Source organism: Terriglobus sp. 2YAB30_2 (genome assembly GCF_052114765.1).
Taxonomy (GTDB): Bacteria; Acidobacteriota; Terriglobia; order Terriglobales; family Acidobacteriaceae; genus Terriglobus.
Window position 1 is genome coordinate 354,214 of record NZ_JBFRFJ010000008.1, and the last position, 23,417, is coordinate 377,630.

Below are 23,417 nucleotides of genomic sequence, written 5' to 3' on the forward strand. Positions count from 1 at the left end.
GTATAGTCCTTTCTCCTTCCTTTCATTGAAACGTTTCGCTCGCGGGCTGTATGCTGGTCGCGCATGCAACGTCGCGATCTTATTAAGCTCTCTCCGCTAGCGCTCGCCGGCGCCGTAGGCCATGTCTCCATGGCCGAAGCCCAAACCGAAGTCCAGACCGAAACGCAAAACGTCCAGGCTCTGTACAACGTGCGCACCTTCGGCGCTACCGGCGACGGCAAGACCGTGGACACGCCCGCCATTAACAAAGCCATTGAGGAGTTAGCCAGATCCGGCGGAGGCACGCTCTATTTCCCGGCGGGCACCTACATGTGCTTCACCATCCGGCTCAAATCGAAGGTCGACCTCTATCTCTCGCAGGGATGCACCATCCAGGCGGCGGACTCACCCAAGGTAGGCGAGACGACCGGTTACCGCGGCGGAACCTACGATGCCGCCGAGCCCAATGATCCGTGGACGCCTTACCAGGACTACGGGCATAACCACTGGAAGAACTCGCTCTTCTACGCCGAAAACGAGCATGACTTCTCCGTCTCCGGCCCGGGATTGATCTTCGGTAAAGGTCTCTCACACGGCATCGCAACCGCAGTTCGCGGTGGCTACCAGCCCTTCAAGGCGGAGCAGCCCGGCGTCGGGAATAAGACCTTCGCTCTCAAGAATTGCCGCAACGTCATCCTGCGCGATTTTCGCCTGCTGAAAGGCGGCCACTTCGGTCTGCTGGCAACCGGTGTGGACAATCTCACGCTCGACAACCTGCTGGTCGATACCGACCGTGATGGCTTCGACATCGACTGCTGCCGTAATGTGCGGGTCTCCAACTGCACCGTCAACTCGCCCTGGGACGACGCCATCTGCCCCAAGTCGAGCTACGCGCTCGGCTATGCCCGTTCGACCGACAACGTCACCATCGCCAATAACTTCGTCTCGGGATACTACGAGTTGGGCAGCGTGCTTGCCGGCACCTGGAAGAAGTTTGCCGACGATGCCAAGGTCTCACGCAACGGCCGCATCAAGTGCGGAACTGAGTCCAACGGCGGCTTCCGCAACATCACCATCAGCGGCAACGTGATCGAGGGCAGCAAGGGCATCTCGCTCGAAACCTCCGACGGCGCCTATCTGGAAGACATCTCCATCACCGGGAATACGATGCGTGACACCATCGACGCTCCGCTCTTCCTTCGTTTGAATCGCCGTAATCGCAATCCGAAGGAGACCCTGCGCAAGGGCACTCTGCGCCGCATCCTCATCTCCAATCTCGTCAGCTATAACTCGGCGGCATCGACCGCATGTCTCTTCTCCGGTATCCCCGAGAACCTGATCGAGGACGTGAAGCTCTCCAACTGCTACTTCGGACACGAGGGCCTGCCCAAGCAGATGCGTGTAGGTTGGGGCGACGATCGCCAGCCCATGACCGACTGGCGCACCCTGAAGGTCCCCGAGAAGGAAGAGGATTATCCCGAACTACTGCGCTTCGGCCCGACGCCCTCGCACGGCTTCTTTCTGCGTCACCTGCGCAACCTCGAGATGTCACATATCGAGATCGCTCCGGCGACGGCCGATCCGCGTCCTGCCATGTGGTTTGAAGATGTGCATCGTGCCGACCTCTTTGCCATCACCGCGCCTGCGCAGGAGAACTTCTCATTGCACAGCGTGACGGACTTCAGGCTGATGTGGTCACGTGCGGCAAAAGACACGACGCTGGGAAATGCGGATAACCAGGTGGTTTAAACTCCGCATACAATCAAATGCCGTGGCTAACGAAGAAGTCATCAGAATCTCCCGCTTCGCCTGGGGCGAAGCCGAACCGCTCCACGCGCTGATCTGTCTGCCGGTCATCCTGCTTGTCATGGCGGCCGGCATTCTGTTCGATCAGCAGAGTTGGGCCGCCATGGCGGTTGGCGGAGCGATGTGTGTCGGCTTCGGATCGTTCCAGCAGCCCATCTTCTATCGCTATGGCCCCATGCTGGCCGCGGCCTTCGGCATCACCGTCTCCACATTTTTAGGAGCGCTCTTCGCCGTTGACAGCCTTGCTCTCGGCTGCGTCTGCGTTCTGTGGGCTTTTATCTATGGCCTGATGCAGGCGCAGGGAACCGCTGCCTCCTGGGTTGGCGTGCAGTGCTGCGTTTACCTCATCATCTCTTCTGCCGCGCCTGACACGCACGGACGTCTGCTCGGCACCTTCCACCAGGCAGCACTGCGTGGTGTCGCCACGGCAGTCGGAGCCGCACTGGAGTTCTTCGCCATTCTTTACTTCTGGCGGTTCGTTCCCCGGATTCGCGCCAACCTTACCGATCCGCATTTTGACCCGCGGAAGTTTCGCGTGAACTATCTGCTCTCGCACATCACGCCCCGCAGCATCTACTTCCACTTCGCGGTACGCCTTGCGGTCACCACTGCGATTGCAGTCATGCTCTATCGCGTCTGGTGGCCGCTGCCCAATGGCTACTGGATCGCAATGACTGCCATCCTTGTGGTGAAGCCGGAGTTCTATCTGACGACGGAGCGCACGGTCCTTCGCCTGCTCGGCACCTACCTCGGCGCAGGCGTGGCCACCGTGGTCGCCACACTGCTGAGGCCAAACCTATGGGTGCTGGTTGTCCTGGTGCTGGTCTATCTGTGGGTATCCTACGTTTTTATGAACGTGAACTATGGCGTCTTCTCCATAGCGATCACCGGCTACATCGCCTTCCTGCTGGCCTTCAATCATCTGCCGGAAGAGTATGTGCTTCACAACCGCATTCTTGCGACAACGATAGGTGGCCTGCTGGCGCTTGCAATCCACGCCATCTTCCATCTGTTTCGCCGAGCCTGGCCGGCTCCCGAGGATGAACCTGCAGTTTAGTTGGTGAATACACTCGTTGCCCCATTCTTTGCGCAGCAAAGGGTGGGGTATCGCGCTACGCGCGACCGTCTTTACCTTATGGCTACGAGCGGTATCGGTAGAGCAACAGATTTCTCCGCTACGCTACGAAATGACAAATCCGAACGATCCTGACAGGAGCGACACACAACAAGGGCAGGCAAAAATCTTTGCCTGCCCACTACAGTACGTCTACAACTTTCAACTTTTAACTCTTCCTTACATCCCACCCTGGCCGATATCCGCGATCTTGCCCTCATTGGCTTCATCCAGATAGTTCGCCATCGCCGGAGCAAGCTTACCCTGTGCCTCCAGGATGAACTCGATGGCATCGCGTCCCGCGCCGTGGCCGGGAAGGTTCGTTGTCGTCCAGTGCGCCATCTGCTTGACCTGCGGACGCGCATTAGCGACCGCAATCGCCAGGCCGACATGGTTCATGACCGGCAGGTCGATCACGTCGTCACCGACGTACGCTACTTCATCGAGGGTGATGCCTTCTTTCGTGCAGATCTCCTGCACGGCACGCATCTTGTAATGCTGGCCTTGGTAGACGTAGTCGACCTTCAGATCGCGCATGCGGACGGCAACCGTGTCTGACTGCCGCTTGGTCACAATGGCTGTCTTCAGCCCGGCCATGCGTCCGATGGCGATGCCCAGGCCGTCATGGGCGGAGAAGCCCTTGGTCTCCACTGCCACCGGCTGGCCATTGGCGTCTTTGCCGGTGGGGATAAACCAGAGGGTTCCGTCAGTCAGGACACCGTCGACGTCGAAGACAAGGAGCTTGATGCGGGAGGCGCGTTCTGTGGCAGTCATCAGAACTGAGGGTATCAGCAGGGTCATGAAAACCCGGAAAACATGGTGCTGGAAGGGAAGGGTTGGTGGAAATCTACAAGGCGAAGGAATTGCGAAGAAAGAGCTAGAATGATGCATGGCCACCGCGACCCTGCTGCCCGAGGAGACCTTTGCCGATCCGGCCATGGAATGGGCGCATCCAGTTGTACGCGAGTGGTTCCTGCGCAGGTTCGGTTCACCCACTGGACCGCAGATCGCCGGTTGGCCCGCAATCGTTCGCGGCGAGCCTGTCCTGATCTCTGCTCCCACCGGCTCCGGCAAGACACTGGCAGCTTTTCTCGTCTGCATCGATGCTTTGCTGCGGCAGGCCATCGAGGGTCGCCTCGATGCCTCGACCCATGTCGTTTATGTCTCGCCATTGAAGGCGCTTTCCAACGACGTGCAGAAGAACCTCGAGGGTCCGTTGCGCGAGATCCAGGCGCTCGCTCTCGAGCGCGGCTATCTCTGCCCTGAGATCCGTACCGGCGTCCGCACCGGTGATACGCCGGCAAAGGATCGCGCCGCCATGCTCAAACGGCCGCCACACATTCTGGTCACCACGCCGGAGAGCCTGTACATGATGCTCACCGCGCTTAAGGCGCGTGAAAACCTGCGCCGCGTGCGCACCGTCATCGTCGACGAAATTCACGCTGTCGCCGACGACAAGCGTGGATCGCACCTCACCCTCACGCTCGAACGCCTTGACGCTCTGGTGCGCGGAGAAAACCGCCTCACCGCCGGCGGCATGTTGACCGGTCTTAGTGAGGCTCCGCAGCGCATCGGCCTCAGCGCCACGCAGAATCCTATTGAGCTGGTCGGTAACTTCCTGGTCGGCGCGGGCGAGCGTGCGGTCACCATCGTGCAGGTCGGGCAACGGCGTCATCTCGATCTCGCTATCGAAGTACCGAGCGAAGAACTCGGCTCCGTCACCTCAAACCGTATGTGGGATGAGATGTATGACAAGCTTGCCGCACTGACCGAGACTCATCGTTCTACGCTGGTCTTCGTCAACACGCGCCGTCTGGTCGAGCGTTTGGCCTTCAATCTCGCCGAGCGTCTTGGGGCTGAGAATGTTGCTGCTCATCACGGCTCTCTCTCGCGCGCCCTGCGGCTCGACGCCGAACAGAAACTCAAGAACGGCGAGATCAAGATTCTCATTGCCACGGCATCGCTCGAGCTCGGCATCGACATTGGCGACGTCGATCTTGTCTGCCAGATTGCGACGACACGTGCCGTCGCCGTTGCAATGCAGCGCGTCGGCCGTGCCGGTCACTGGCGCGGAGCCATTCCCAAGGGACGGTTCTTCGCCACCACTCGCGACGACATGATGGAGCAGGCAGCGCTCATCCGCGCCATGCGCTCCGGCGATCTCGATAAACTGGAGGTTCCGCCGGCTCCAAAAGATGTGCTCATGCAGCAGATCGTCGCCGCCGTCGGCGCCGAGCCCTGGCGTGAAGACGATCTTTTCGCTATCTTCAAGCGCGCCTGGCCCTACCGTGATCTCGATCGCGCCACCTTCGACGAACTGATCGCATTGCTGCACCAGGGCATCGAGTCCTCACGCGGGCGCTACGGTGCTTACGTCATGCGCGACGGTGTCCGTGGAGAGCTCCACGCCCGCCGCGGCGCCCGTATGATCGCCATCGGCAACGGCGGAGCCATCCCTGATGTTGCGCAGTACGCCGTCATGCTGCAGCCGGAGAATGTGCAGATCGCCACGCTCGACGAGCACTTCGCTGTCGACTCCGGTCCCGGCGATGTCGTGCTGCTCGGCAACACAAGCTGGCGTATTCAGCGTGTCGAGGCCGAAGGCCGCGTCCTTGTCGAAGATGCGCAAGGGGCTCCACCAACGCTGCCCTTCTGGGAAGGCGAAGCTCCGCAACGTACCGATCTCCTCAGCGAAGGCGTCGGCAGACTCCGCCAGGAGATCGCCGAGCTTGTGCCCGATGTTCTTCCCGGTCTCGCCGTTGGCTCGCATCCGCAGGCCATGGCTGCCGCCGAGTGGCTGCAGCAGGAGTGCGGCCTCTGCCCCGGCGGAGCCGCACAGCTCGTGCGCTACGTCGTCGAAGGCAAGGCTGTCCTCGGCGCCGTTCCCACGCGGCAGACCATCATCGCGGAGCGCTTCTTTGATGAGGGCGGAGGCATGCAGCTCATCCTGCACGCTCCCTTCGGCGGACGCATCAATAAGGCATGGGGTCTGGCTCTGCGCAAACGCTTCTGCCGCGGCTTCAACTTCGAGCTGCAGGCAGCCGCCACCGATAACGGCATCAACATCTGCCTCGCCGAGCAGCACAGCTTCCCGCTCGCCGATGTCTTCCACTTCCTCACCGTCGAGACCGCAAAGGAGCTTCTCGAACAGGCGTCACTTGCTTCACCTATCTTCAAAGCGCGCTGGCGCTGGGCTGCGAGCCGCTCGCTGCAACTGCTGCGGTTTGTAAAAGGGAAGCGGGTCGCTCCGCAGATTCAGCGCACACGCTCGGAAGATCTGCTCGCCAGTGTCTTCCCGCAGGCCGCTGCGTGCTTCGAAAACATCGAAGGCGATATTCAGATTCCCAATCATCCTCTCGTGGGTGAAGTGATGCAGGACGTACTGCATGAGGCTATGGACCTCGACGGGCTGGTGCAGGTTTTGCAAGGTATCGCCAACGGCAGCATCCAGTGCCTTGCCGTTGATACGCCTGTGCCCTCACAGTTCGCGCATGAGCTGATCAACGCCATGCCCTATGCCTTCCTCGATGAGGCCGGTCTGGAAGAGCGCCGTGCCCGCGCCGTCTCACTGCGCCGCGGCATCCCCAATGCGGTGCTCGCCGAAGAGGGCAAGCTCGATCCCGCCGCTATCGCCGAAGTCCGCAAAGAGTGCTGGCCCGACATTCGCGACTCGCACGAGCTGCACGACCTTCTCTTCGCTCTCATCGCTCTTCCCGTCGATGCCATGGCCGCATGGGATGCGCGCCACTGGCCCGGCTTCTTCGACACTCTGGCGATGCAGGGCCGCGTCAAACAGCTTCGTCTCGCAGACCGCGAGTGCTGGATTGCGGTCGAACGTCTGCCCATGGTCGAAGCTCTCTGGTCCTCTATGCAGCCTGCAGAAGCCGCCGATGCATTGAAGTTGTTGCTGCAGGGCTGGATGCAGATTCTCGGCCCAGCCACGGCACGCAACATTGCCGAGACCTTCGGCCTCGACGCCAATGCCGTCTTCGCGCAGATGGTGCTGATTGAGTCCCAAGGCGTCATCCTGCGTGGTGTCTTCGAGAATGGGCGCTCCGTACAGAGCGATCTCGATATCGAATGGTGCGAGCGCCGCCTGCTGCAGCGCATCCATCGCAATACCGTCGGTTCACTGCGCCGCGCCGTCGAGCCGGTCAGCCAGGCGGTCTACATGCGCTGGCTTCTCGAATGGCAGCACCTCACCGGAACCAAACTCGCTGGGGAAGAAGGACTGCTTTCGGCACTCGAACAGCTCGAAGGTTTTGAAGCTCCAGCCATCGAGTGGGAGCGCACACTGCTGCCTGCGCGTGTCGCCAACTACGATCCCCGTTGGCTCGATCATCTGTGTCTTTCCGGAGTCGTCGGCTGGGGCCGCGTTTCGCCGCACCCGGCATGGGCCGATGGAACGGCGCCACGTCGTGTCATCCCTACCAACATGGCGCCCATCACGTTCTATCTGCGAGAGACCGCCGACTGGCTGGGATGGGCCCTGGAGCAGAAGCAGGTCGATGAACCCAAGCTTGCCGTAGCTCTCAGCGAAGAGGCTAATCGTGTACGCAACCTTCTGCGCGAGCGTGGCGCCTGCTTCGCCGCAGATATCCAGCGCATCCTTCTGCTGAGTAAACAGCAGACGCAGATGGCCTTGTGGGAGCTGGCGACCGCCGGCCTCGCCTCCGCCGACGGATGGGACCAGCTCCGCGTCATGATGGATCCGAAGAAGAAGCCCGCCGTCTTGGAGCCGGGACGCCGCGGCGTTCGCTCGCATGCCGGCCGCTGGAGTCTTCTGGTCGAAGACTCCTCCGCGATTCCCGAGACCGCCATCGAGCGCGCCCGCCGCCTCGATGCGGCTCACGAGTCCGCCGCACGCATGCTGCTGGCGCGCTATGGCGTCGTCTTCCGCGAACTCCTCACCCGCGAATCCAATGCTCCCAAGTGGCGCGATCTCGTCGGCATGCTGCGCCGCATGGAAGCCCGTGGAGAGATCCGCGGCGGCCGTTTCGTCATCGGAGTCGGCGGCGAACAGTTCGCTCTTCCTGAAGCCGTTGACTCGCTGCGGCAGATGAAGAACCGCCCCGCCGACGATCGCGAGGTCGTTGTAGCCGGTGCAGATCCCATGAATCTTGTCGGCGTCGTTCTCCCCGGCGCGCGCATTGCCGCCATGCCGCGCAACGTCGTCCGCTATCGTAACGGCCTCTGTGAACATCCAGAGGAGATCGCTGCCCCGATCACGGAAGCTACGGTCCAGGTTGCAGCTCCGCCGGCCGGTCTGTTTTAGAAAGCATGGGCTGGAGCATTTTCCCTGTTGGTGGGTAGCCCGAAAAGAGTGTGCAGCGGCGTTTTCATTGCGGAAAACGCGCATAGATGCCAAGGCCCTACACTACACCTGCAGGGAAAATGCTCTATCTTTTTGACGGCTGATTTGCGGCGATGGCCAAGTGTGGCGTTTTCTTCGTCGCCTATCTGCTCGCCCCGATTCTCGAGCATCTTGATCGTTAACTATCGAAAGCGATGGAGTGTCCATCGCCTTCCTCAACTCGCTATAATCGCCCGCGCAATGGATACGCCACAACCCTCTCCGCCACAAGAACTGCAGCCCGGTGACTTTTATTACGAGGGCGAATATCTCGTCTTCACGGCGCAGTATCTGCTACGCCGTGGCTACTGTTGTAACAACGGCTGCAGGCACTGCCCGTATCGAGAGAACGACTACGAAGACTAGTGCTTAGTGCGTCGGTGGCTGCGGCGGAATCGCGGACGCCGGAGTCGGAACCGAGGCCGGGCTCTCGATTGCCATCAGGAAGGCGCGCGTGTCGCGAATCAGCAGTGCTAGCTGCGGATCCTTTTGGTACTTGCGGAACACCGGGTCATCTTTGACAGCGTTGCTCACATCCATGCCGCCTTCGGCCGCCTTCGCCAGGTAACGGTACATCGTCTGGGTCTCGCCGCTACGGGCGTAGACACGCGCCAGCTCAAAGCAGAAGCGGGCACGATCGTTGGCCGAGATCACATGAGTTGCAATGCCGCCGGAAGCGCGATGCTCGTACATCTGCGGGTCCAGCGTCAGCGCGGTCTGGAACTCCTTCTGTGCCGACTCCATATCCTTCTGGCTGAAGTAGGACGCTGCCAGGTTGGCATGGAAGACGGCGGACTTTTTATCGAGCTTGATCGCCTTCTTATACTCGCCGATCGAGTTGCCGAAGTGCTGCTCCAGGTAATCCACCGTGCCCAGGTTGTTCCAGGCCTCGGCATACTTCTTATTGATCTTCGTTGACATTATGAAGCTCTGACGTGCGGAGCGGTTGTCGTTCATCTCCAACTGGATCAGTCCGATCTTGTTGGTCAGTCTTGCCTTGTCACCGCCGCGCTCCAGCGCATAGCGGTAGTAGTCCATGGCATCCAGCGGATACCGGCGCGCACGCAGAATATCGCCGGCAACCTCCAGCTTTTCATGGGGGGCGAGCTTCGGGTCGGGCAGATGTAGCGAGATCTGGTGCCACTCTTCGGTCTCATGCATCCGTACATCGGTGGCCACCCGGCCGTCTGGGTTAGAAGCACGCTGGGCCGTGACCGCGCATGGGGCGGTGAGGCACAGCATCATCAGAAATGAAACAGAGTGTACGCGCATAGGCGCACCTCCCAATCTTGTGCCTGCGATTATTGCGCGCAGGTACAGGCGCGTCAATCAAGCAATGAAAAAGTTACAAACCGATAAATGTTCCAGTGCCGCTTTGGAAAACAAGGATTTTCCTGCTGCCGGCTGCTTTCGGCAGGCCGGTCCAGACTCCGGTTCATTCACCGCGAAAGCGCCATCAAGCCGCTCCGCAAATCCGTTGCCGACTCAACAGCCTTATCCAACTCCGCATGCGCCCGCGTCCATAAGGGAAGCGCGGCCTGGAGCGCGGCATGCCCCTCCGCCGTCAGGCTCAACATGCGTGACCTTCGGTCGTTCGGGTTGGCCTCATTGCGCAGCAACTCCCGGCGTTCCAGCGGCTTCAACGCTGCCGTCAACGTAGTTCGGTCCATGGCTAACAGGTTTGCGACCGAGGCCATCGGCGCCGGCTCTGGCCGATTCAACGACATCAGGATCGAGAACTGTCCGTTGGTCAGTCCGGAAGGTTTCAGCACGGCGTCAAACCGTCGGGCCAGCGCTCGTGCTGCTCGCTGAACGTGCAGGCACAGACAGGTATCTCGGACGTGAATCGTCGTTTCGAAGGGCACCGCGCATGAGGCCGAAGTTGACACTGTCACTATTATGTTGATATCAACGTATCGAAGTCAAGAAGGAGATTTCCCCATCATGCCAGATCATGCCGTCGTCTCTCCTGAAGCCTGGCTCGAAGCCCGGAAAGCCTTCCTCCAGCGTGAAAAAGAGCTCACCCACCTCCGCGATGCCATTAACCGCGAGCGTTTGGCGCTGCCCTGGGTGAGGGTCGAGAAAGAGTATGTTTTCGACACGGAACAGGGGCCAAAAAACCTCGCCAGCCTCTTCCAGGGACGTAGCCAGCTCATCGTCTATCACTTCATGCTCGGTCCCGGATGGGAGGCAGGCTGCCCCGGCTGCTCGTTCTTGGTCGACCACGTCGATGGAGCCCTGCCGCACGTCAACCACCACGATGTCACCTTTACGGCCGTCTCCCGCGCTCCGCTGCCGGAAATCCAGGCCTACAAGCGGCGCATGGAGTGGAAGTTCCCGTGGGTCTCGTCCTTCGGCAGCGATTTCAATTTCGACTTCAACGTCTCGTTTACAAAGCAGCAAATTGCCGAGGGTATTACCTACAACTATGAGCTGCATCCGGGCCGCGACGGAGGAGAGACCGAACTGCCCGGCATGAGCGCCTTCTTCCGTGACGCTGATGGAACTGTCTTCCACACCTTCTCCAGTTATGCGCGCGGCATCGAAGACTGGATCGGTACGCTGATGATCTTTGACCGGGCCCCGCTTGGCCGCAATGAGAGCAGGACGATGAGCTTTCTCAAGCGGCACGACGAATACGAAACCAAACCGAAGGCAGCCGTATGCTGCCATGGAGAGTAACTCTGATGAAACTGAATGCGTACCTCAACTTCGGCGGCAACTGTCGCCAGGCCTTCGAGTACTACGAGCAGCACCTCGGCGCGAAGATCGTAATGTCGATGACCTTCAACCAGTCGCCCGATCAGAGCAATGTTCCTCCCGGAGCCGGCGACCAGATTCTGTACGCGAATCTCTCCATCGCCGACACGCAGATCATGGGCAGCGACACTCCGAACTACGAGCCCATCCGCAGTTCGTATCTCACGCTCTCCGTGCCCGAGGCCGAAGTCTTCGACAAATCATGGAAGGCACTCGCGGACGGCGGCGAGATACTGATGCCGCGCACCGAGACCTTCTTCGCCTACGAGTTCGGCATCCTGCGCGACAAGTTCAACGTGCTCTGGATGCTGATCCGCGAAAAGCCCATGCAGTAAGCCACTGAATCGATAGTTGAGGAGCCACTACACCCGTTGCCCCATTCTTCGCGGCTTCACCGCGAAGGGTGGGGTATCGCGCTACGCGCGACCGTTTTTCATTTCGTACCGGCGAAACGCGGATCTCGCTTCGCTCGACACCCCACCCTTTCGCTTTGCGAAAGAATGGGGCAACGAATTCGTTGCCTTATTAGGTATGTCAGCCCGCTCAGGGAAAGCCGGGTGCCCACATACGCGAAGCTTATGTGGGTGTATCGATCAGAGCTCGATCCGTTGTTCCCAACCTACTCTCCCGGCTTAGCGGCAGCTGTCGGCGTCGCCACCGGAACAGCCGGCGCCGCCACCGGAGCCGTAATCATCATCGCCATCCGCGGAAACGTAAACGTCCCACCCGCGTCGTCAATCACATTCACCTGGCAGATATAGCTTCCCGGTGCAAGCTGCGCCAGCGGCACATCGAACTGGAAGCCGACGGCATTGCGGTCCGGAATATTCACCGCGTTCGCCTCTATCAGTGGCGTCTCGAAGACCTTGCTTCCCGCCGCATTCAGGAACTCAATCGATGTCAGCACATGCGCTGCCGGATCGGGCCTGCGCTGCATGCCCGCAGGTGTCGGTGGAGGTGTGGCCGCCGCCGCACTGCTCGCAGGCTTGGCGGGGTCATAAACCTCGTACAGGAAGTAGAGGTGCTGATCCTGACGGAAGACGTGCGGAATATTCGGCACATACTGCTGCCCATCCCGCACCAACAGGCTTTGGTTCCGCGGATTGTTATTCGGTGTCCGCTGATTCGCTACCAGCACCGACGAAAGCTTCAGCGGAACTTTCTTCATATCAGGAACGTTGATATCGGTCTCGAACGATCCCATGTTGCCGCTCTGGTTCTCGCGCACCACAAACTTCAGGTGATACCGTCCGGGAGCCAGCGAGAAGCCGGTCGAGTACTGGATGTTCTTCCGCTGTACCTGCTGGTTGGCGTCAAGCTGCAGCTTCACCGTCTCACGCGCGGAGCCGACGACGATCTGCTGCGCGTTCTTCACGTTTCCGATAATGTCGATCGTCGCCTTCGACTGATCCTTTACCTCGGTGAAGGGAATCTGCGAGCCTGGCACAATCAGCGATACCGGAACGAAGAAGTGGTTATCGTTCTGTCGGAAGTACAGGGCCTGCAGGTAAACGGCAACATCCACCGCCGGTGCATCCGAGCGGAGCTGCTCATTCAGTGCCAGTTCGCGGTCTTCGTTCTTCTGGTGCTGGAAGTCGGCAGGCGCATAGTAGCCCGGCCGATAGTCAAGCTTGATGTCAGGACGATTGATCTTGACCTGCAGCTTGCGGAAGCTGCCGTCGCGCCGTTGATCCGTAGAGCGGAAGCCGATGATGTAGTAGGCCTCGGTATCGTGCTGGATCGCCTGGAACGCCGGACCGAAGTCATTCGAGTCGAAAAATGCCTTGCCGCCCGTATCCGAGGAGAGGGAAGCCAGGGTCTCCTGCGAGCTGAAGTTCGAATCCAGACGCGACTGCATCGCCGCTCCGTTATAAGCCGACGTCCCGCGCGTCGATCCGGTTGAGGCATCGCCTACCGGCGGCAGCGCCTGCAAGCCGCGCGTATCGACCGAGTAGATACTCATATTGGCCTTGGTCGCGGCATTCGTAGCCGCCCGCAGCGAGGCCTGGTTCTCGATCCCGTTGCGTGTCAGGCCGCCGGAGAAGTACAGCAGCGACTTGCGCTGATCGACACGTTCCAGCGACTTCGCGACCTGCAGAATGGCATACAGAGAGCGATCGGTATTCAGCGCGTTGTATTCGGAGTCGTCCGCGACAAACGAAGAGGCGTCGTCTGCCGTACCCTCGGAATCGCCATTACCGCCACTGGCAAAGCCCTGTCCTTCGGTGCCGTTGAAGCTGCCCACGGCACGCAGCAGTGACTGCCGTTCGGCGGTGAAGTCCTGCACAAGCTTCAGGGAAGTATCCATTGAGACCACGGCGACCAGGTCCGCCGGAGCCATCTTCTTGTTGATGTACTCCTTCGCCGAGTCCACGCCGCGGTCGATATCAGATTGCTGCATCGACGAAAGGTCGAAGAAGATCACGATCAGGCGGTGATCGCGCAGTGCCTGTTTGTCCTCACCGATCGAGCGTTCAAGCATCTTGGCGATGCTCGTGGTTCCGGCCACCGTTGTCTGCTCCTTCAGCGCGGCGGCCAAATCGACATTCTGAAAGTCGAAGGTCGAGACTTTCTGCGGCTTGCCGTTTTCGAAGACGGTGAAGTCAGTCGCCTTCAGGTCCTTCACCACATTGCCTTGTTTGTCGCGTGCCACCACATTCGTCAGCACGATCTCTGACCGTACAGAGATGGTAAAGACCGGCGCCTGGCCAGGCTGCTGATTCGGAACCTGGCTTGCCGTCTGTGCAACCGTGCTCGCACCCAGCAGCATGGGCAGGGTAAGGGCCGCTGTAAGCTTCATCGATCCGGAATATCTCTTCATCGTCTCTGTCTTCATCCGCGACTCTTGTCTAGAACCGGTACCGTGCCAGGAAGGTGATGCGCCGCATCGCGGCCACACTTGTTACCTGGCCGAAGGTGGGTGAGTTCACCGTGCTGTTAATGCCGGAGTACTGCACGGTGTTGAAGATGTTCGTCGCCGAGAACCTCGTCTCCAGCCCGCGTGTATCGCCGAAGCTGAAGTTACGCGCCAACGCTATATCGTTGGAAACCGTCCCGGGACCGCGGATCGAATTGCGTGAAGAGTTGCCGAAGTGCGTAGGGTTCGATTCGGTGAGGAACGCCACCGTATTGAACCAGCGTCCTACGCTTCCCTGACCGGCAATCGACTGCGAGAAGTCTCGATCGGGGCGCAGCGTGTAGTTGCCGCCCGTCGCCGTCTGCGCGGTGGTTCCCACATACTGCGGTGTGAAGTAACCGCCTGTAGCAAAGGTGAAGTTGCCCGAGATATTCCAGTTATTCAGGATGTGTGACCACGCTCCGCCGCTTGCCAGGAAGGCGCGGTTCGGTCCGAAGGGAAGCTCGAAAACATAGTTGCCCGTTACCTTATGCCGCACATCGAAGCTGGAGTTGCCCTCTTCGAGATCAAGTCTCTGATCGTTCTGCGCGACCGTGGCTGAGCTTCCGCCGATCGAACTGGCATTGTCGATGGAGTGGCCGTACTGATAGGTCGCTCCCATGCTGATGCCCTTCTGCATGCGCTTGCGCAGGTTTACGCTCAGGGCGTTGAAGCGCGAGTAACCCGAGGAGTCTTCATAGGTAAACGCCTGCGCTCCAGTGGTGGTCAGGCCGGTTGCTGTGCGGTTCGGAGCTCGGCGCATATCCAGGTCGCCGGCAGTGGTCCCGTTGTAGCCGACATTCATCACGATGCCCAGGCCGAAGGTGTGTTGAATATCGAGGTTCCAGATATTCACCCGCGCCAGCCGGTAGTCGCGGTTGACGGCGAAGTTGTTCTGCACCGCCGCCGTCGAACAGTTGAAGGCGCTCGCCAGTTGTAGCACGCCGCATCCCTGCTGGTTGGCGATATTGGTCTGGGTGACAGCGAAGGGCTGCTGGTTCGACAGCGAGCCGGCAAAGCTGCCGAACTGCGTCGTGTTGTAGTTCATGCCGTATCCGGTACGAACCACGGTCTGCTTGATGAACTTCGGGCGCCACGCAAGGCCCACCCGCGGAGCAAACATGCCGCGATACGGATTCACCAGCGACCGCGGGAAGCTGCCGGTATAGGGCCCGTTGGCGCCGGGCTGAACAACCGACACTGCGGTGAAGTCGGCGTTGTGGTCGAGGTTTACCAGGTGGTTGTACTTCTCCACGTACGGAGAGAAGTACTCATAGCGCAGGCCGTAGTTCAGCGTCAGGCCCGAGGCAACACGATAGTCATCCTGCGCATACCCGTCATAGACCCATTCACGCAGATAGTTCTTGTACAGGGCCGCCTGAATGCGTGACTGTTGCGGCAGACCGAGCAGGAAGTCCGCAAAGCCCGCGCCCGACCCGTTGGTGCTGCCAGGCGCCTGTGTCGCATACCCGGAGAAGGTAAATGCACCGACCGTGTTGTTGCCGCCGATCGAGTCACTATGCACGCGCCGCAGATCGAAGCCGAAGCGGAAGTTGTGCTTGCCGTGGTTCCATCCTACGAAGTCCGAGAACGAGAGGGTCTGGCCAACGCGGTTCGACGGCGAGCTGCTCGAAAAGCCGGTGAAGTTCGTGATCGAAAGCGATGGCAGGCCGTAGTAGAAGGGATTCGCCTGCGTCGCTGCTGTTCCCACCAGGATGCCGGCAGCCAATGCCGGGTTCGACTGGTTGGTGTACAGGTTGGTCGTGATCGAGTTACTGCGGTTCCAGTTCAGCGTGGCGTTATTGTTCAGCCGCCCTTTACCGATAGTGTAGCCAAGGTTGAAACCATATCCGGTTGAGGTTCCCGAGGTATTCAGGGCAGAGAAGATATTCGGCGTGGCGGAGTCAGAGTTCGAGTAATTGAAACCGATATTGATGTTCTGCCGCAGGGCCTGCTGCTGTTGCCGGCGGCTGGTTGCATTGCCTCCGCCCTGTCTCCCTCCACCTCCGCCGCCACCGCCAAAGCGTCCACCGAAAGGGCCGCTCGCCTGTCCGAAGTTACGAATGAAGCGTGTATTGATATTCCATTGATTGCTCTGCGAGGTCGCGATCGTCTGGTAGTTATATCCCTGCGAGTTCGACGTCGACAGGTTTGGCGCAGGATAGTAGTTCAGCAGCGCAGCAGCCTGCGAGGTGATGCGGTTTGCGCAGATCACATTCGTCTGGCCGTTGCAGGCGAACTGCGCTCCCGTCCGAGGGTCGTAGATCGGTACGATCGCAGTCGATCTGGCGGGACGGTACTGCGAGAAATCACCGGTGCGCTGCGCCAGTGTCGGCACCGTACCGTAAAGGTTCGTCGGTGTCGTGCTCAGCGTGCCCTGTGCATTCAGGAAGAAGAACTGCTTGGTGTTCGGCTTGAACAGACCGGGGATATACGGTGAGCCGGTGAGTGAAAGACCGAAGGTGCTGTTGGAGTAGTCCGGCTTATTGGGATTGCCGGTCAGCGAATAGCTGGTGGCGTCCAATGCTCCGTTGCCTCCGCGGAAGTACAGCGAGCCGTGGAACTGGGTCGGGTTGAAGTTGCGGAAACCGCCGCGCCCCATGCCGCCGCCGGCGATCATGAAGCCGCCACCCCCACCCGGACCACCGAAGCCTCCACCACCGCCGCCCGGGCCTCCACCTCCTGGACCACCCCCCGGCCCTCCGCCCGTCAACATGCCGCCGATCATGTTCACCACTGCATTGATCTGGTCGCCCTGTCCACCGCCCTGCAGCCGTGCCTGCGCCATGGCGTCGTCAATACGGTTGCGAATCTCTTCCTCGTTGAAGTTCGCCAGACCGTTCGTCTGACCCATCTGCCCGGTTACAGCCACGGATTCGGTAGCGGAGTTATCTCCCATACCGCTCATCGTGGGCATGCTTACGCCGGTATTGGCCGTTCCGGTTGAGGCATCGGACGTATTCGCATCGCCCAACCCGGCCATCGCAAGCGACTGCATGCCGTTCTGGATGCGCGAGGCGGCGGTTGTCTGCTGCTGTTCAGCGGCGGCCGCGCGGCTGGCGAGCTGCAGACCGAAGGCTGCGGTCGCTTCTCGCGGAGAGGCCGCGTTGAACAGCACTTCTTTGGTGTCCAGGGCAAAAGCCGCCAGCTCCGCCTTGACCACGTAACGGCCGTTCTTCGGAATCGCCATCTGGAAGGCGCCGGTAATGTCCGTGCTGGTCGTGTACTTCTTGCCGGTCAGCGTATTGGTGGCCGTAATCGCAACACCCGGAAGAGGAGTATTGCCGGTCTTCACCGTACCGCGAATAATGCCGCCTTGTACTTCTGCTGTTGCCGCGGGGGCGCCGGGGGCGTCTTGCATTGCACCTTGTGGCGAGGTCTGCGGAGCGCTTTGGGGCGCAGTCTGAGGCGCGGCCGCCGCAGGGGTAGCTTCCTGAGCGATTGCCGGGGAAAGCAGCGCCAGAGACACCATGGCAATGTATGCCGTTTGCACGATATCGATCTCCAAACGTCAAATGCGGCTTTTAGATACACTTCGTCGGCCCGCGGTTAGCAGCCGGCAGCCGCGAAAAGCTAAGGGCCAATGATGTTACTGCTGTGGCGGCTGGTTCTGCTCGCCGCCGGGCCTTGGTCCACGTTGGCCACGCTGCGGCAGCACATTCAGCGTCTTGGGAACGAAGGTGTTGCCCTTCAACGCTCCCTCCGCCCGGATGTTGTCGCCTACCTTAATGTCGGCCAAGGTAATGGCCTCTCCCTCTGACGGCGGCGGTCCCTGTTGGTTCTGCCCATCCTGGTTGCGGCGCATACCCATGCCACCGCCCATACCGCCTCCAGGCCCCATGCCCATCATGGCCCCCCGGCCTCCGCGATGCATTGAGGTGTTCTCATCCACCTCAATCACCTGCGATACTTTGTCCGGCCGCTCGATGGTCAGTTTGGTCTCATCCATCGCCGTGATCTTTCCCATGATCCAGGTCTTGCCCAGGCTTGCCTGCAGCTCGGCGGCGCGCGCCTTCATCTGCTCCGCCTGCTCGGCGGACATCACCATCACCACGCCGGCGTGGACTTCTTTGGTCGCCTCGTCGGCCTGACCCATCGCGACAACGTATTCGCCGGGCTTTATGTCGGCGGCCTTTACCGGCTCGCGCTGCTGCATGATCCGGGTATTCACCGTGACTACGACCTTATAGCTGGCGCCATCGTCGCCTTTGATGGCAATGCTGTCTGCAGTGGCTGAGGTAACCGTGCCTCGAACCGCCTGTCCGCCTCCGGGACCCATCGGGCCGCCACCCATCATCTGAGCCGTTACCGGAGCGGCAGGGACGGCGAGAACTCCAAGCAGAGATGCGAATCGGATTGCCAGATGTGTCATGGTGGTCATACCTCTTACGGGAATGTCTAATGCAAGAGACGGCTTCCCCTGCCGAAAGACGCGTTTTGCAAGAGGAAATTTTGTCATGGCGATACACTCCAAAGGATGAATCCCGCAGTGCACGATGAGCGGCACTTTCTGTCCGGGGATACGGTCCGCGATGTCGTCATTGGACTTTCCGACGGACTCACCGTCCCCTTCGCCCTGGCCGCTGGTCTCAGCGGAGCCGTCGCCAACACTCACCTGGTAGTACTAGCCGGTCTGGCTGAGATCGCGGCCGGCTCTCTGGCCATGGGGCTGGGCGGCTACCTGGCCGCTCGCGGTGACGCCGAACACTATACCTCTGAGCGCAAGCGTGAGCAAAGCGAGATCGTCACCCACACCCGCGACGAGGAAGAGGAGATCTACGAGATCTTTCAGCAGTACGGCGTCACCCGGCAGGAGAGCGAGCCGGTACTGCTGGCGCTGAAGCGTGACCCCAAAGCATGGGTCGATTTCATGATGCGTTTCGAGCTCGGCCTCGACGAACCCGATCCTCGCCGGGCCACCGTCAGCGCAGCCACCATCGCCTTTTCGTACGTCGCCGGCGGTCTTGTTCCTCTTATGCCGTATATCGTGCTCTCGAGTGCCACCCAAGCGCTGCAGCTCTCGGTGGTCATTACTCTGCTGGCTCTGGCGCTTTTTGGCGCGGTCAAGGGTCGGTTTCTGGGGACACACTGGCTGCGCAGCGCCGCACAGACGGTTCTGGTCGGCGGCCTGGCAGCGACCGCGGCCTATGGTCTGGCAAAACTCTTCAGCACGGTGTAACAGAGATCGTGGCAAACTTAGTTCCGAGTTAAAAAGTCGTCCTACTTTCTTCCTTAACTTGTTGCATTGAATCCGCAAACTAAAAAGAGCAACAACCCCGCACTCTGTGGCATCTGATCCCTTACGCGAGGAACAACGAATGCCGATTGAAGATGCCGCAGGACAGCAGACCAATGCGGGCCTCATGCGTATGCGCTTCCGTGAAACACGGAGCGCGACGGAGGAACTCTGTCGTAGCCTGACTGCCGAAGACATGATGGTGCAGTCCTGCCCGGAGGCGAGCCCCACCAAATGGCACCTGGCTCATACGAGCTGGTTCTTCGAGACCTTTATCCTCCGCGAGTTCGTCCCGGGCTATCGTCCCTTCGACGACCGGTTCCTCTGGCTCTTTAATAGTTATTACAAGTCGCTCGGAGAGATGCCGGAGAAGAAGCTCCGTGCCTCGTTCTCCCGTCCCGGCCTCGACGAGATTCTCGCCTTCCGCCGTCATGTCAACGAGGCCATGGATCGTCTCCTTGAGACCGGCGCTCCCGAAGCCGCGCTCAGCCGTCTCCTCCTCGGTCTGCATCACGAGCAGCAGCATCTGGAACTCATCGCAACCGACATCAAGCACGCCTTCTTCACTAATCCACTGCACCCGGCCTTTGTCGCAGGCGCTCTGCCGGTTGCCGAGATTCCCGCGCCTCCCATCGCTTGGGTCGGCTGCGAGGGTGGTCTGGTGGAGATCGGCGATGCGGGCAGCGAGTTCAGCTTCGACAACGAGACACCGCGCCATCGCGTCTTCCTTGAGCCTTATCGGCTTGCCTCCCGTCTGACGAGCTGTGCCGAGTACCTCGCCTTCATGGAAGACGCAGGCTATCAACGCCCCGAGCTCTGGCTTAGCGAAGGTTGGGATACCCTCGAGCGTGAAGGGTGGCGCGCTCCGCTCTACTGGCGCCGCGATGAAGCAGGTAAGTGGCAGATCTTTACGCTGCGCGGCTGGCAGTCCCTGGAAAATCTCTCAGAGACTCCTGTCTGTCATGTCAGCTTCTTCGAAGCCGATGCCTTTGCCCGTTGGGCCGGAAAACGTCTCGCCACGGAGTTCGAATGGGAGCATGCCGCCGCTCAGCGTCCCATCTCAGGCAATCTCTTTGAGAGCGGTCTGCTTCATCCTTCTTCGGCGTCGATCACACCGGGCCTCACCCAGATCTTCGGGGATGTGTGGGAGTGGACTGCCAGCGCCTACTCCGGCTACCCCGGTTACAAGCCTCTGCCGGGTGCGTTGGGTGAATACAACGGTAAGTTCATGTCCTCGCAGATGGTGCTGCGCGGCGGCTCCTGCGTCACGCCGGTCAGCCATCTTCGCGTCAGTTATCGCAACTTCTTCCAGCCGGCTACGCGCTGGCAATTCTCCGGTATCCGCCTTGCCGATGGAGCCAACGCATGAGCGCTGCAGTCCCGATGCTTCCAGCTTGTATCTCGCCTGAACTGCAGTACGCCATCTCCTGCGAGGTCCGCAACGGACTCTTCTGCGAGGGACAGAAAACACTCTCGCCCTGGCTCTTCTACGACGAAGATGGCTCGGCTCTCTTTGAGCGAATCACCGAACTGCCCGAATACTATCCCACGCGCACCGAACGCGCTCTCTTTGAGCGGCACGGTGCGGCGATCATCGCCGCGGCGGCAGGGAAGCAGCGCCTGTCGGTTCTTGAGCTGGGAGCAGGTACTGCAACCAAGACCGGCATCCTTCTCGAAGACGTCGTCCGAAGGCAGGGAGGTGTTCGTTACATCCCGGTCGATGTCTCTGCCAGCGCGCTCGATGAGGCTCGCATCTCGCTCGAACGCCGCCTGCCTGGCGTGCATGTCCATCCGATGGTCCGCAATTATGTGCTCGATCCCTTGGATCGCCCGATGGTGGATGGTCGTCTTTTAGCGCTCTATATCGGTTCTTCGGTCGGCAACTTTTCGCCCGAAGAGGCCCGCTCCATTCTGCGCAACCTCGCTTCTATCCTTCGTCCCGGCGATGCGCTGCTGCTCGGCACCGACATGATCAAAGACGAGGAGACGCTGCTGGCTGCCTACAACGACGCCGCCGGCGTTACCGCCGAGTTCAACCGCAATGTACTTCGCCGCCTGAATCGGGAGATGGGCGCAGACTTCGATCTCTCGGCCTTCCGCCACATCGCCACCTGGAATCCGCATGAGAGCCGCATCGAAATGCACCTGCAGGCCCTCCGGCGGCAGGCGATCCACTTCCCCTCACTGGGAACCATCGAGTGTGAAGCCGGCGAAACCCTCCACACGGAGAACAGCTACAAGTTCACCACACAGAGCCTGCGGGATCTCTTCGCCGACACCGGCTTCCGCGCAGAAAAACAATGGCGCGACGACCGCAACTGGTTCTCCGTCACCCTTGCTCGCCTGCTACCGGATTAGTACAAGAGATGGATCGAGCTTCGCTCGATCCATCTTGTTTGTCAGTCTGAGTGAACGCGATGGATCTGCTTTTCCGCTGCACTTCGTGCAGCAAGTTCGAACCAAAGGTGCGAATGTTTTGCTTAAGGGCACGGCTTTCAGCCGTGCCGAAACAAAGCGAGAAGATATGCGGCTAAAGCCGCAATCTTGTAAGGCCTCAATATGGGACGACTGAAGCCGTCCCCTTAAGCAAGACATTCGAGCTACGCTCGAACACTTTGTCATCCCGAAGGGATCTGCTTTCATCTTAAAAACAAACCGGGCCCGCACCGCGGGGCCCGGTTCTCCTTACATTCCTCTACTCCAAAATCAACAACACCACACCATGCGGCGCCACATTGGCTGTATAAGAACCCTGCTTCGTGCCCAGATCCTTACCCGCCCACACATCACGTACCTTAGCCGAGCTCTTCGCCCCCGCATCCGCAAAGCGGACACTCACCGGCGCCGCCTCAAGACTGCGATTGAACAGACCCACCGCAACTTTGCCGTTGCTCAATGGCTTCGCCCATACCTCCAGCGCACCCTTCGCCCAGACACGGTCACCCTGTTTCCCCAGCGCATCCTGGTCGATCGCGATCGCCTCTTTGTTCAGCAAAATCGACTTGGTCTCATCACTCATCTTGCTCAGGTCATTGCCGGCAAGCAGCGGAGCGGCCAGTAGAGACCACAGGCTCATGTGAGTGCGGTACTCCTCAGCAGTCATGCGGCCGTTGCCGACCTCCAGCATGTCAGGGTCATTCCAGTGTCCCGGCCCGGCATACTTCGAGAGGCCAGCCTGCGAGAAACCGATCTGCGACATCGAGAGATAGCTGTCACTGATATCGCCGGTGGTCCGCCACAGGTTGCCGCCCAGGGCCGGCGCCCACGTCCACACCTCGTCCCAGCCATACTGACAAAGTGAGAGCACCATCGGGCGGCCAGTCTTGCGGATGGCGTCGGAGATTTTCTGATACGCCTGCCGCATCAGGTCCGACTGGATCTTCTCGCCGTTGGCAGGATCCTTGGCTGCGGCTTCACGCATGATGGTGCGATAGCTGCAGAGGTCGTACTTGATGTAATCGACACCCCACTCAGCCCAGGTCTTCGCATCCTGTTCTTCATGCTGATAGCTGCCCTCGAAGCGAGCGCAGGTCTGCGGTCCGGGCGAAGAGTAGATGCCGAACTTCAGGCCCTTGGAGTGGATGTAATCTCCCAGCGCCTTCATATCCGGGAACTTTTCGTTCGTATGGAGGACACCGCTGGCATCGCGCTTGCCTTCCCACGTGTCATCGATATTCACGTAGATGTAGCCGGCATCTTTCATGCCGCTGGAGACGATGGCATCGGCCGCGGCGCGGACATCGGCATCCGTAACGCGTCCCGCGAAGTGATTCCAGCTGTTCCAGCCCATGGGCGGTGTGAGGGCAACGCGCTGCTGCGCGGCAAGCGGCAACGCGACTACGAAGGGGAGCAAACGTAGAAATTTCATGCGACGCCATCCTAGAGCATTTTCCCTGTTGTTGGGTATCCCGGAGCGGGGGTGCAGCGGCGTTTTCATTACGGAAAACGCCCATCGACGCGGGAGCCCTACACGACACCTACAGGGAAAATGCTCTAGCCGGTTTCCGCCAAATCGCGCCAGTCAAACGTTTCATTCCGGCTTTCACTAAGGGGTATCTCGAAATTTGTCGAAACACCAACTAGCAACAAGGAACTAGCAACAAGGAACTAGCAACTGCTGGGCGTCTACCTAAAAATTGTCTGTATGAATGGTCGGGGAGAGAGGATTCGAACCTCCGACCCCCTGCTCCCGAAGCAGGTGCTCTACCAGGCTGAGCCACTCCCCGATTCTTGATTGTGAGGATGCCGGCTGCAACAACGGCGGGCCTGGAAC

The 23,417-nt window shown here is 60.1% G+C and carries 16 protein-coding genes and 1 tRNA gene; 9 read left to right on the forward strand and 8 right to left on the reverse strand.

Going from position 1 to position 23,417, the window contains the following annotated elements:
* Window positions 1-63: 63 nt before the first annotated feature.
* Both AB4Y89_RS14300 and AB4Y89_RS14305 read left to right on the forward strand, forming a co-directional pair.
* The gene (locus AB4Y89_RS14300) at window positions 64-1,728 is read left to right on the forward strand and encodes a rhamnogalacturonidase (protein WP_442301608.1); all 1,665 of its coding nucleotides are present in this window, start codon (window positions 64-66) and stop codon (window positions 1,726-1,728) included.
* A gap of 22 nt (window positions 1,729-1,750) precedes the next feature.
* A complete protein-coding gene (locus tag AB4Y89_RS14305) occupies window positions 1,751-2,842 on the forward strand; it encodes an FUSC family protein (RefSeq protein WP_442301609.1) in 1,092 nt (363 codons plus the stop codon).
* Between the two features lie 237 nt (window positions 2,843-3,079).
* On the opposite strand, the gene AB4Y89_RS14310 is transcribed toward AB4Y89_RS14305, so the two are convergent.
* Complete coding sequence (locus AB4Y89_RS14310; RefSeq protein ID WP_442301610.1) at window positions 3,080-3,673, reverse strand: KdsC family phosphatase; 594 nt, start codon at window positions 3,671-3,673, stop codon at window positions 3,080-3,082.
* Between the two features lie 115 nt (window positions 3,674-3,788).
* Between AB4Y89_RS14310 and AB4Y89_RS14315 the strand changes: the two genes are divergently transcribed.
* Window positions 3,789-8,174, forward strand: coding sequence for a DEAD/DEAH box helicase (locus AB4Y89_RS14315; RefSeq protein WP_442301611.1), 4,386 nt, complete (start codon window positions 3,789-3,791; stop codon window positions 8,172-8,174).
* A gap of 279 nt (window positions 8,175-8,453) precedes the next feature.
* Window positions 8,454-8,618 carry a DUF5522 domain-containing protein gene (locus AB4Y89_RS14320; protein WP_442301612.1) on the forward strand — a complete coding sequence of 55 codons (165 nt, stop codon included), beginning with the start codon at window positions 8,454-8,456 and terminating at the stop codon, window positions 8,616-8,618.
* 3 nt (window positions 8,619-8,621) lie between these two features.
* Here the strand turns inward: AB4Y89_RS14320 and AB4Y89_RS14325 are convergent, their stop codons facing one another.
* Together AB4Y89_RS14325 and AB4Y89_RS14330 are read right to left on the reverse strand one after the other, a co-directional pair.
* Window positions 8,622-9,524 carry a tetratricopeptide repeat protein gene (locus AB4Y89_RS14325; RefSeq protein ID WP_442301613.1) on the reverse strand — a complete coding sequence of 301 codons (903 nt, stop codon included), beginning with the start codon at window positions 9,522-9,524 and terminating at the stop codon, window positions 8,622-8,624.
* Window positions 9,525-9,691: 167 nt separating this feature from the next.
* A complete protein-coding gene (locus tag AB4Y89_RS14330) occupies window positions 9,692-10,024 on the reverse strand; it encodes a MarR family transcriptional regulator (protein ID WP_442301614.1) in 333 nt (110 codons plus the stop codon).
* A 172-nt stretch (window positions 10,025-10,196) separates the two neighbouring features.
* Between AB4Y89_RS14330 and AB4Y89_RS14335 the strand changes: the two genes are divergently transcribed.
* Together AB4Y89_RS14335 and AB4Y89_RS14340 are read left to right on the forward strand one after the other, a co-directional pair.
* Window positions 10,197-10,934, forward strand: coding sequence for a DUF899 domain-containing protein (locus AB4Y89_RS14335; RefSeq protein WP_442301615.1), 738 nt, complete (start codon window positions 10,197-10,199; stop codon window positions 10,932-10,934).
* Between the two features lie 5 nt (window positions 10,935-10,939).
* Entirely contained in the window at window positions 10,940-11,347 is a 408-nt protein-coding gene (locus AB4Y89_RS14340; RefSeq protein ID WP_442301616.1) for a VOC family protein, read from the forward strand.
* 284 nt (window positions 11,348-11,631) lie between these two features.
* On the opposite strand, the gene AB4Y89_RS14345 is transcribed toward AB4Y89_RS14340, so the two are convergent.
* From AB4Y89_RS14345 to AB4Y89_RS14355, 3 genes are all read right to left on the reverse strand, one after another.
* Window positions 11,632-13,848, reverse strand: a complete 2,217-nt coding sequence (locus tag AB4Y89_RS14345) for a VWA domain-containing protein (RefSeq protein ID WP_442301617.1) — start codon at window positions 13,846-13,848, stop codon at window positions 11,632-11,634.
* Window positions 13,849-13,861: 13 nt separating this feature from the next.
* Window positions 13,862-17,401: a TonB-dependent receptor gene (locus tag AB4Y89_RS14350; protein WP_442301618.1), complete on the reverse strand. Its 3,540-nt coding sequence runs from the start codon at window positions 17,399-17,401 to the stop codon at window positions 13,862-13,864.
* A 96-nt stretch (window positions 17,402-17,497) separates the two neighbouring features.
* On the reverse strand, window positions 17,498-18,289 hold the full coding sequence (locus AB4Y89_RS14355) for a hypothetical protein (RefSeq protein ID WP_442301619.1): 792 nt from the start codon (window positions 18,287-18,289) through the stop codon (window positions 17,498-17,500).
* Window positions 18,290-18,385: 96 nt separating this feature from the next.
* On the opposite strand from AB4Y89_RS14355, the gene AB4Y89_RS14360 reads away from it, so the two are divergent.
* From AB4Y89_RS14360 to egtD, 3 genes are all read left to right on the forward strand, one after another.
* On the forward strand, window positions 18,386-19,087 hold the full coding sequence (locus AB4Y89_RS14360; RefSeq protein ID WP_442301620.1) for a VIT1/CCC1 transporter family protein: 702 nt from the start codon (window positions 18,386-18,388) through the stop codon (window positions 19,085-19,087).
* Window positions 19,088-19,226: 139 nt separating this feature from the next.
* Window positions 19,227-20,513: an ergothioneine biosynthesis protein EgtB gene (gene egtB, locus AB4Y89_RS14365; RefSeq protein WP_442301621.1), complete on the forward strand. Its 1,287-nt coding sequence runs from the start codon at window positions 19,227-19,229 to the stop codon at window positions 20,511-20,513.
* Window positions 20,510-21,502 (forward strand): L-histidine N(alpha)-methyltransferase, encoded by a 993-nt coding sequence (gene egtD, locus AB4Y89_RS14370; RefSeq protein WP_442301622.1) that lies wholly within the window; start codon window positions 20,510-20,512, stop codon window positions 21,500-21,502. Before egtB ends, egtD begins: the two co-directional genes overlap by 4 nt.
* A gap of 337 nt (window positions 21,503-21,839) precedes the next feature.
* Here egtD and AB4Y89_RS14375 read toward each other — a convergent pair whose 3' ends face one another.
* Both AB4Y89_RS14375 and AB4Y89_RS14380 read right to left on the reverse strand, forming a co-directional pair.
* Window positions 21,840-23,012: a glycoside hydrolase family 27 protein gene (locus AB4Y89_RS14375; protein ID WP_442301623.1), complete on the reverse strand. Its 1,173-nt coding sequence runs from the start codon at window positions 23,010-23,012 to the stop codon at window positions 21,840-21,842.
* Between the two features lie 281 nt (window positions 23,013-23,293).
* Window positions 23,294-23,370, reverse strand: a tRNA-Pro gene (locus AB4Y89_RS14380).
* Window positions 23,371-23,417 lie beyond the last annotated feature (47 nt).

Coding starts and splice junctions, on each gene's coding strand:
- AB4Y89_RS14300 (WP_442301608.1), top strand. CDS start 64: ATGCAACGTCGCGATCTTATTAAGCTCTCTCCGCTAGCGCTCGCCGGC.
- AB4Y89_RS14310 (WP_442301610.1), bottom strand. CDS start 3,673: ATGACTGCCACAGAACGCGCCTCCCGCATCAAGCTCCTTGTCTTCGAC.
- AB4Y89_RS14315 (WP_442301611.1), top strand. CDS start 3,789: ATGGCCACCGCGACCCTGCTGCCCGAGGAGACCTTTGCCGATCCGGCC.
- AB4Y89_RS14320 (WP_442301612.1), top strand. CDS start 8,454: ATGGATACGCCACAACCCTCTCCGCCACAAGAACTGCAGCCCGGTGAC.
- AB4Y89_RS14325 (WP_442301613.1), bottom strand. CDS start 9,524: ATGCGCGTACACTCTGTTTCATTTCTGATGATGCTGTGCCTCACCGCC.
- AB4Y89_RS14335 (WP_442301615.1), top strand. CDS start 10,197: ATGCCAGATCATGCCGTCGTCTCTCCTGAAGCCTGGCTCGAAGCCCGG.
- AB4Y89_RS14340 (WP_442301616.1), top strand. CDS start 10,940: ATGAAACTGAATGCGTACCTCAACTTCGGCGGCAACTGTCGCCAGGCC.
- AB4Y89_RS14345 (WP_442301617.1), bottom strand. CDS start 13,848: ATGAAGACAGAGACGATGAAGAGATATTCCGGATCGATGAAGCTTACA.
- AB4Y89_RS14355 (WP_442301619.1), bottom strand. CDS start 18,289: ATGACCACCATGACACATCTGGCAATCCGATTCGCATCTCTGCTTGGA.
- AB4Y89_RS14360 (WP_442301620.1), top strand. CDS start 18,386: ATGAATCCCGCAGTGCACGATGAGCGGCACTTTCTGTCCGGGGATACG.
- egtB (WP_442301621.1), top strand. CDS start 19,227: ATGCCGATTGAAGATGCCGCAGGACAGCAGACCAATGCGGGCCTCATG.
- egtD (WP_442301622.1), top strand. CDS start 20,510: ATGAGCGCTGCAGTCCCGATGCTTCCAGCTTGTATCTCGCCTGAACTG.
- AB4Y89_RS14375 (WP_442301623.1), bottom strand. CDS start 23,012: ATGAAATTTCTACGTTTGCTCCCCTTCGTAGTCGCGTTGCCGCTTGCC.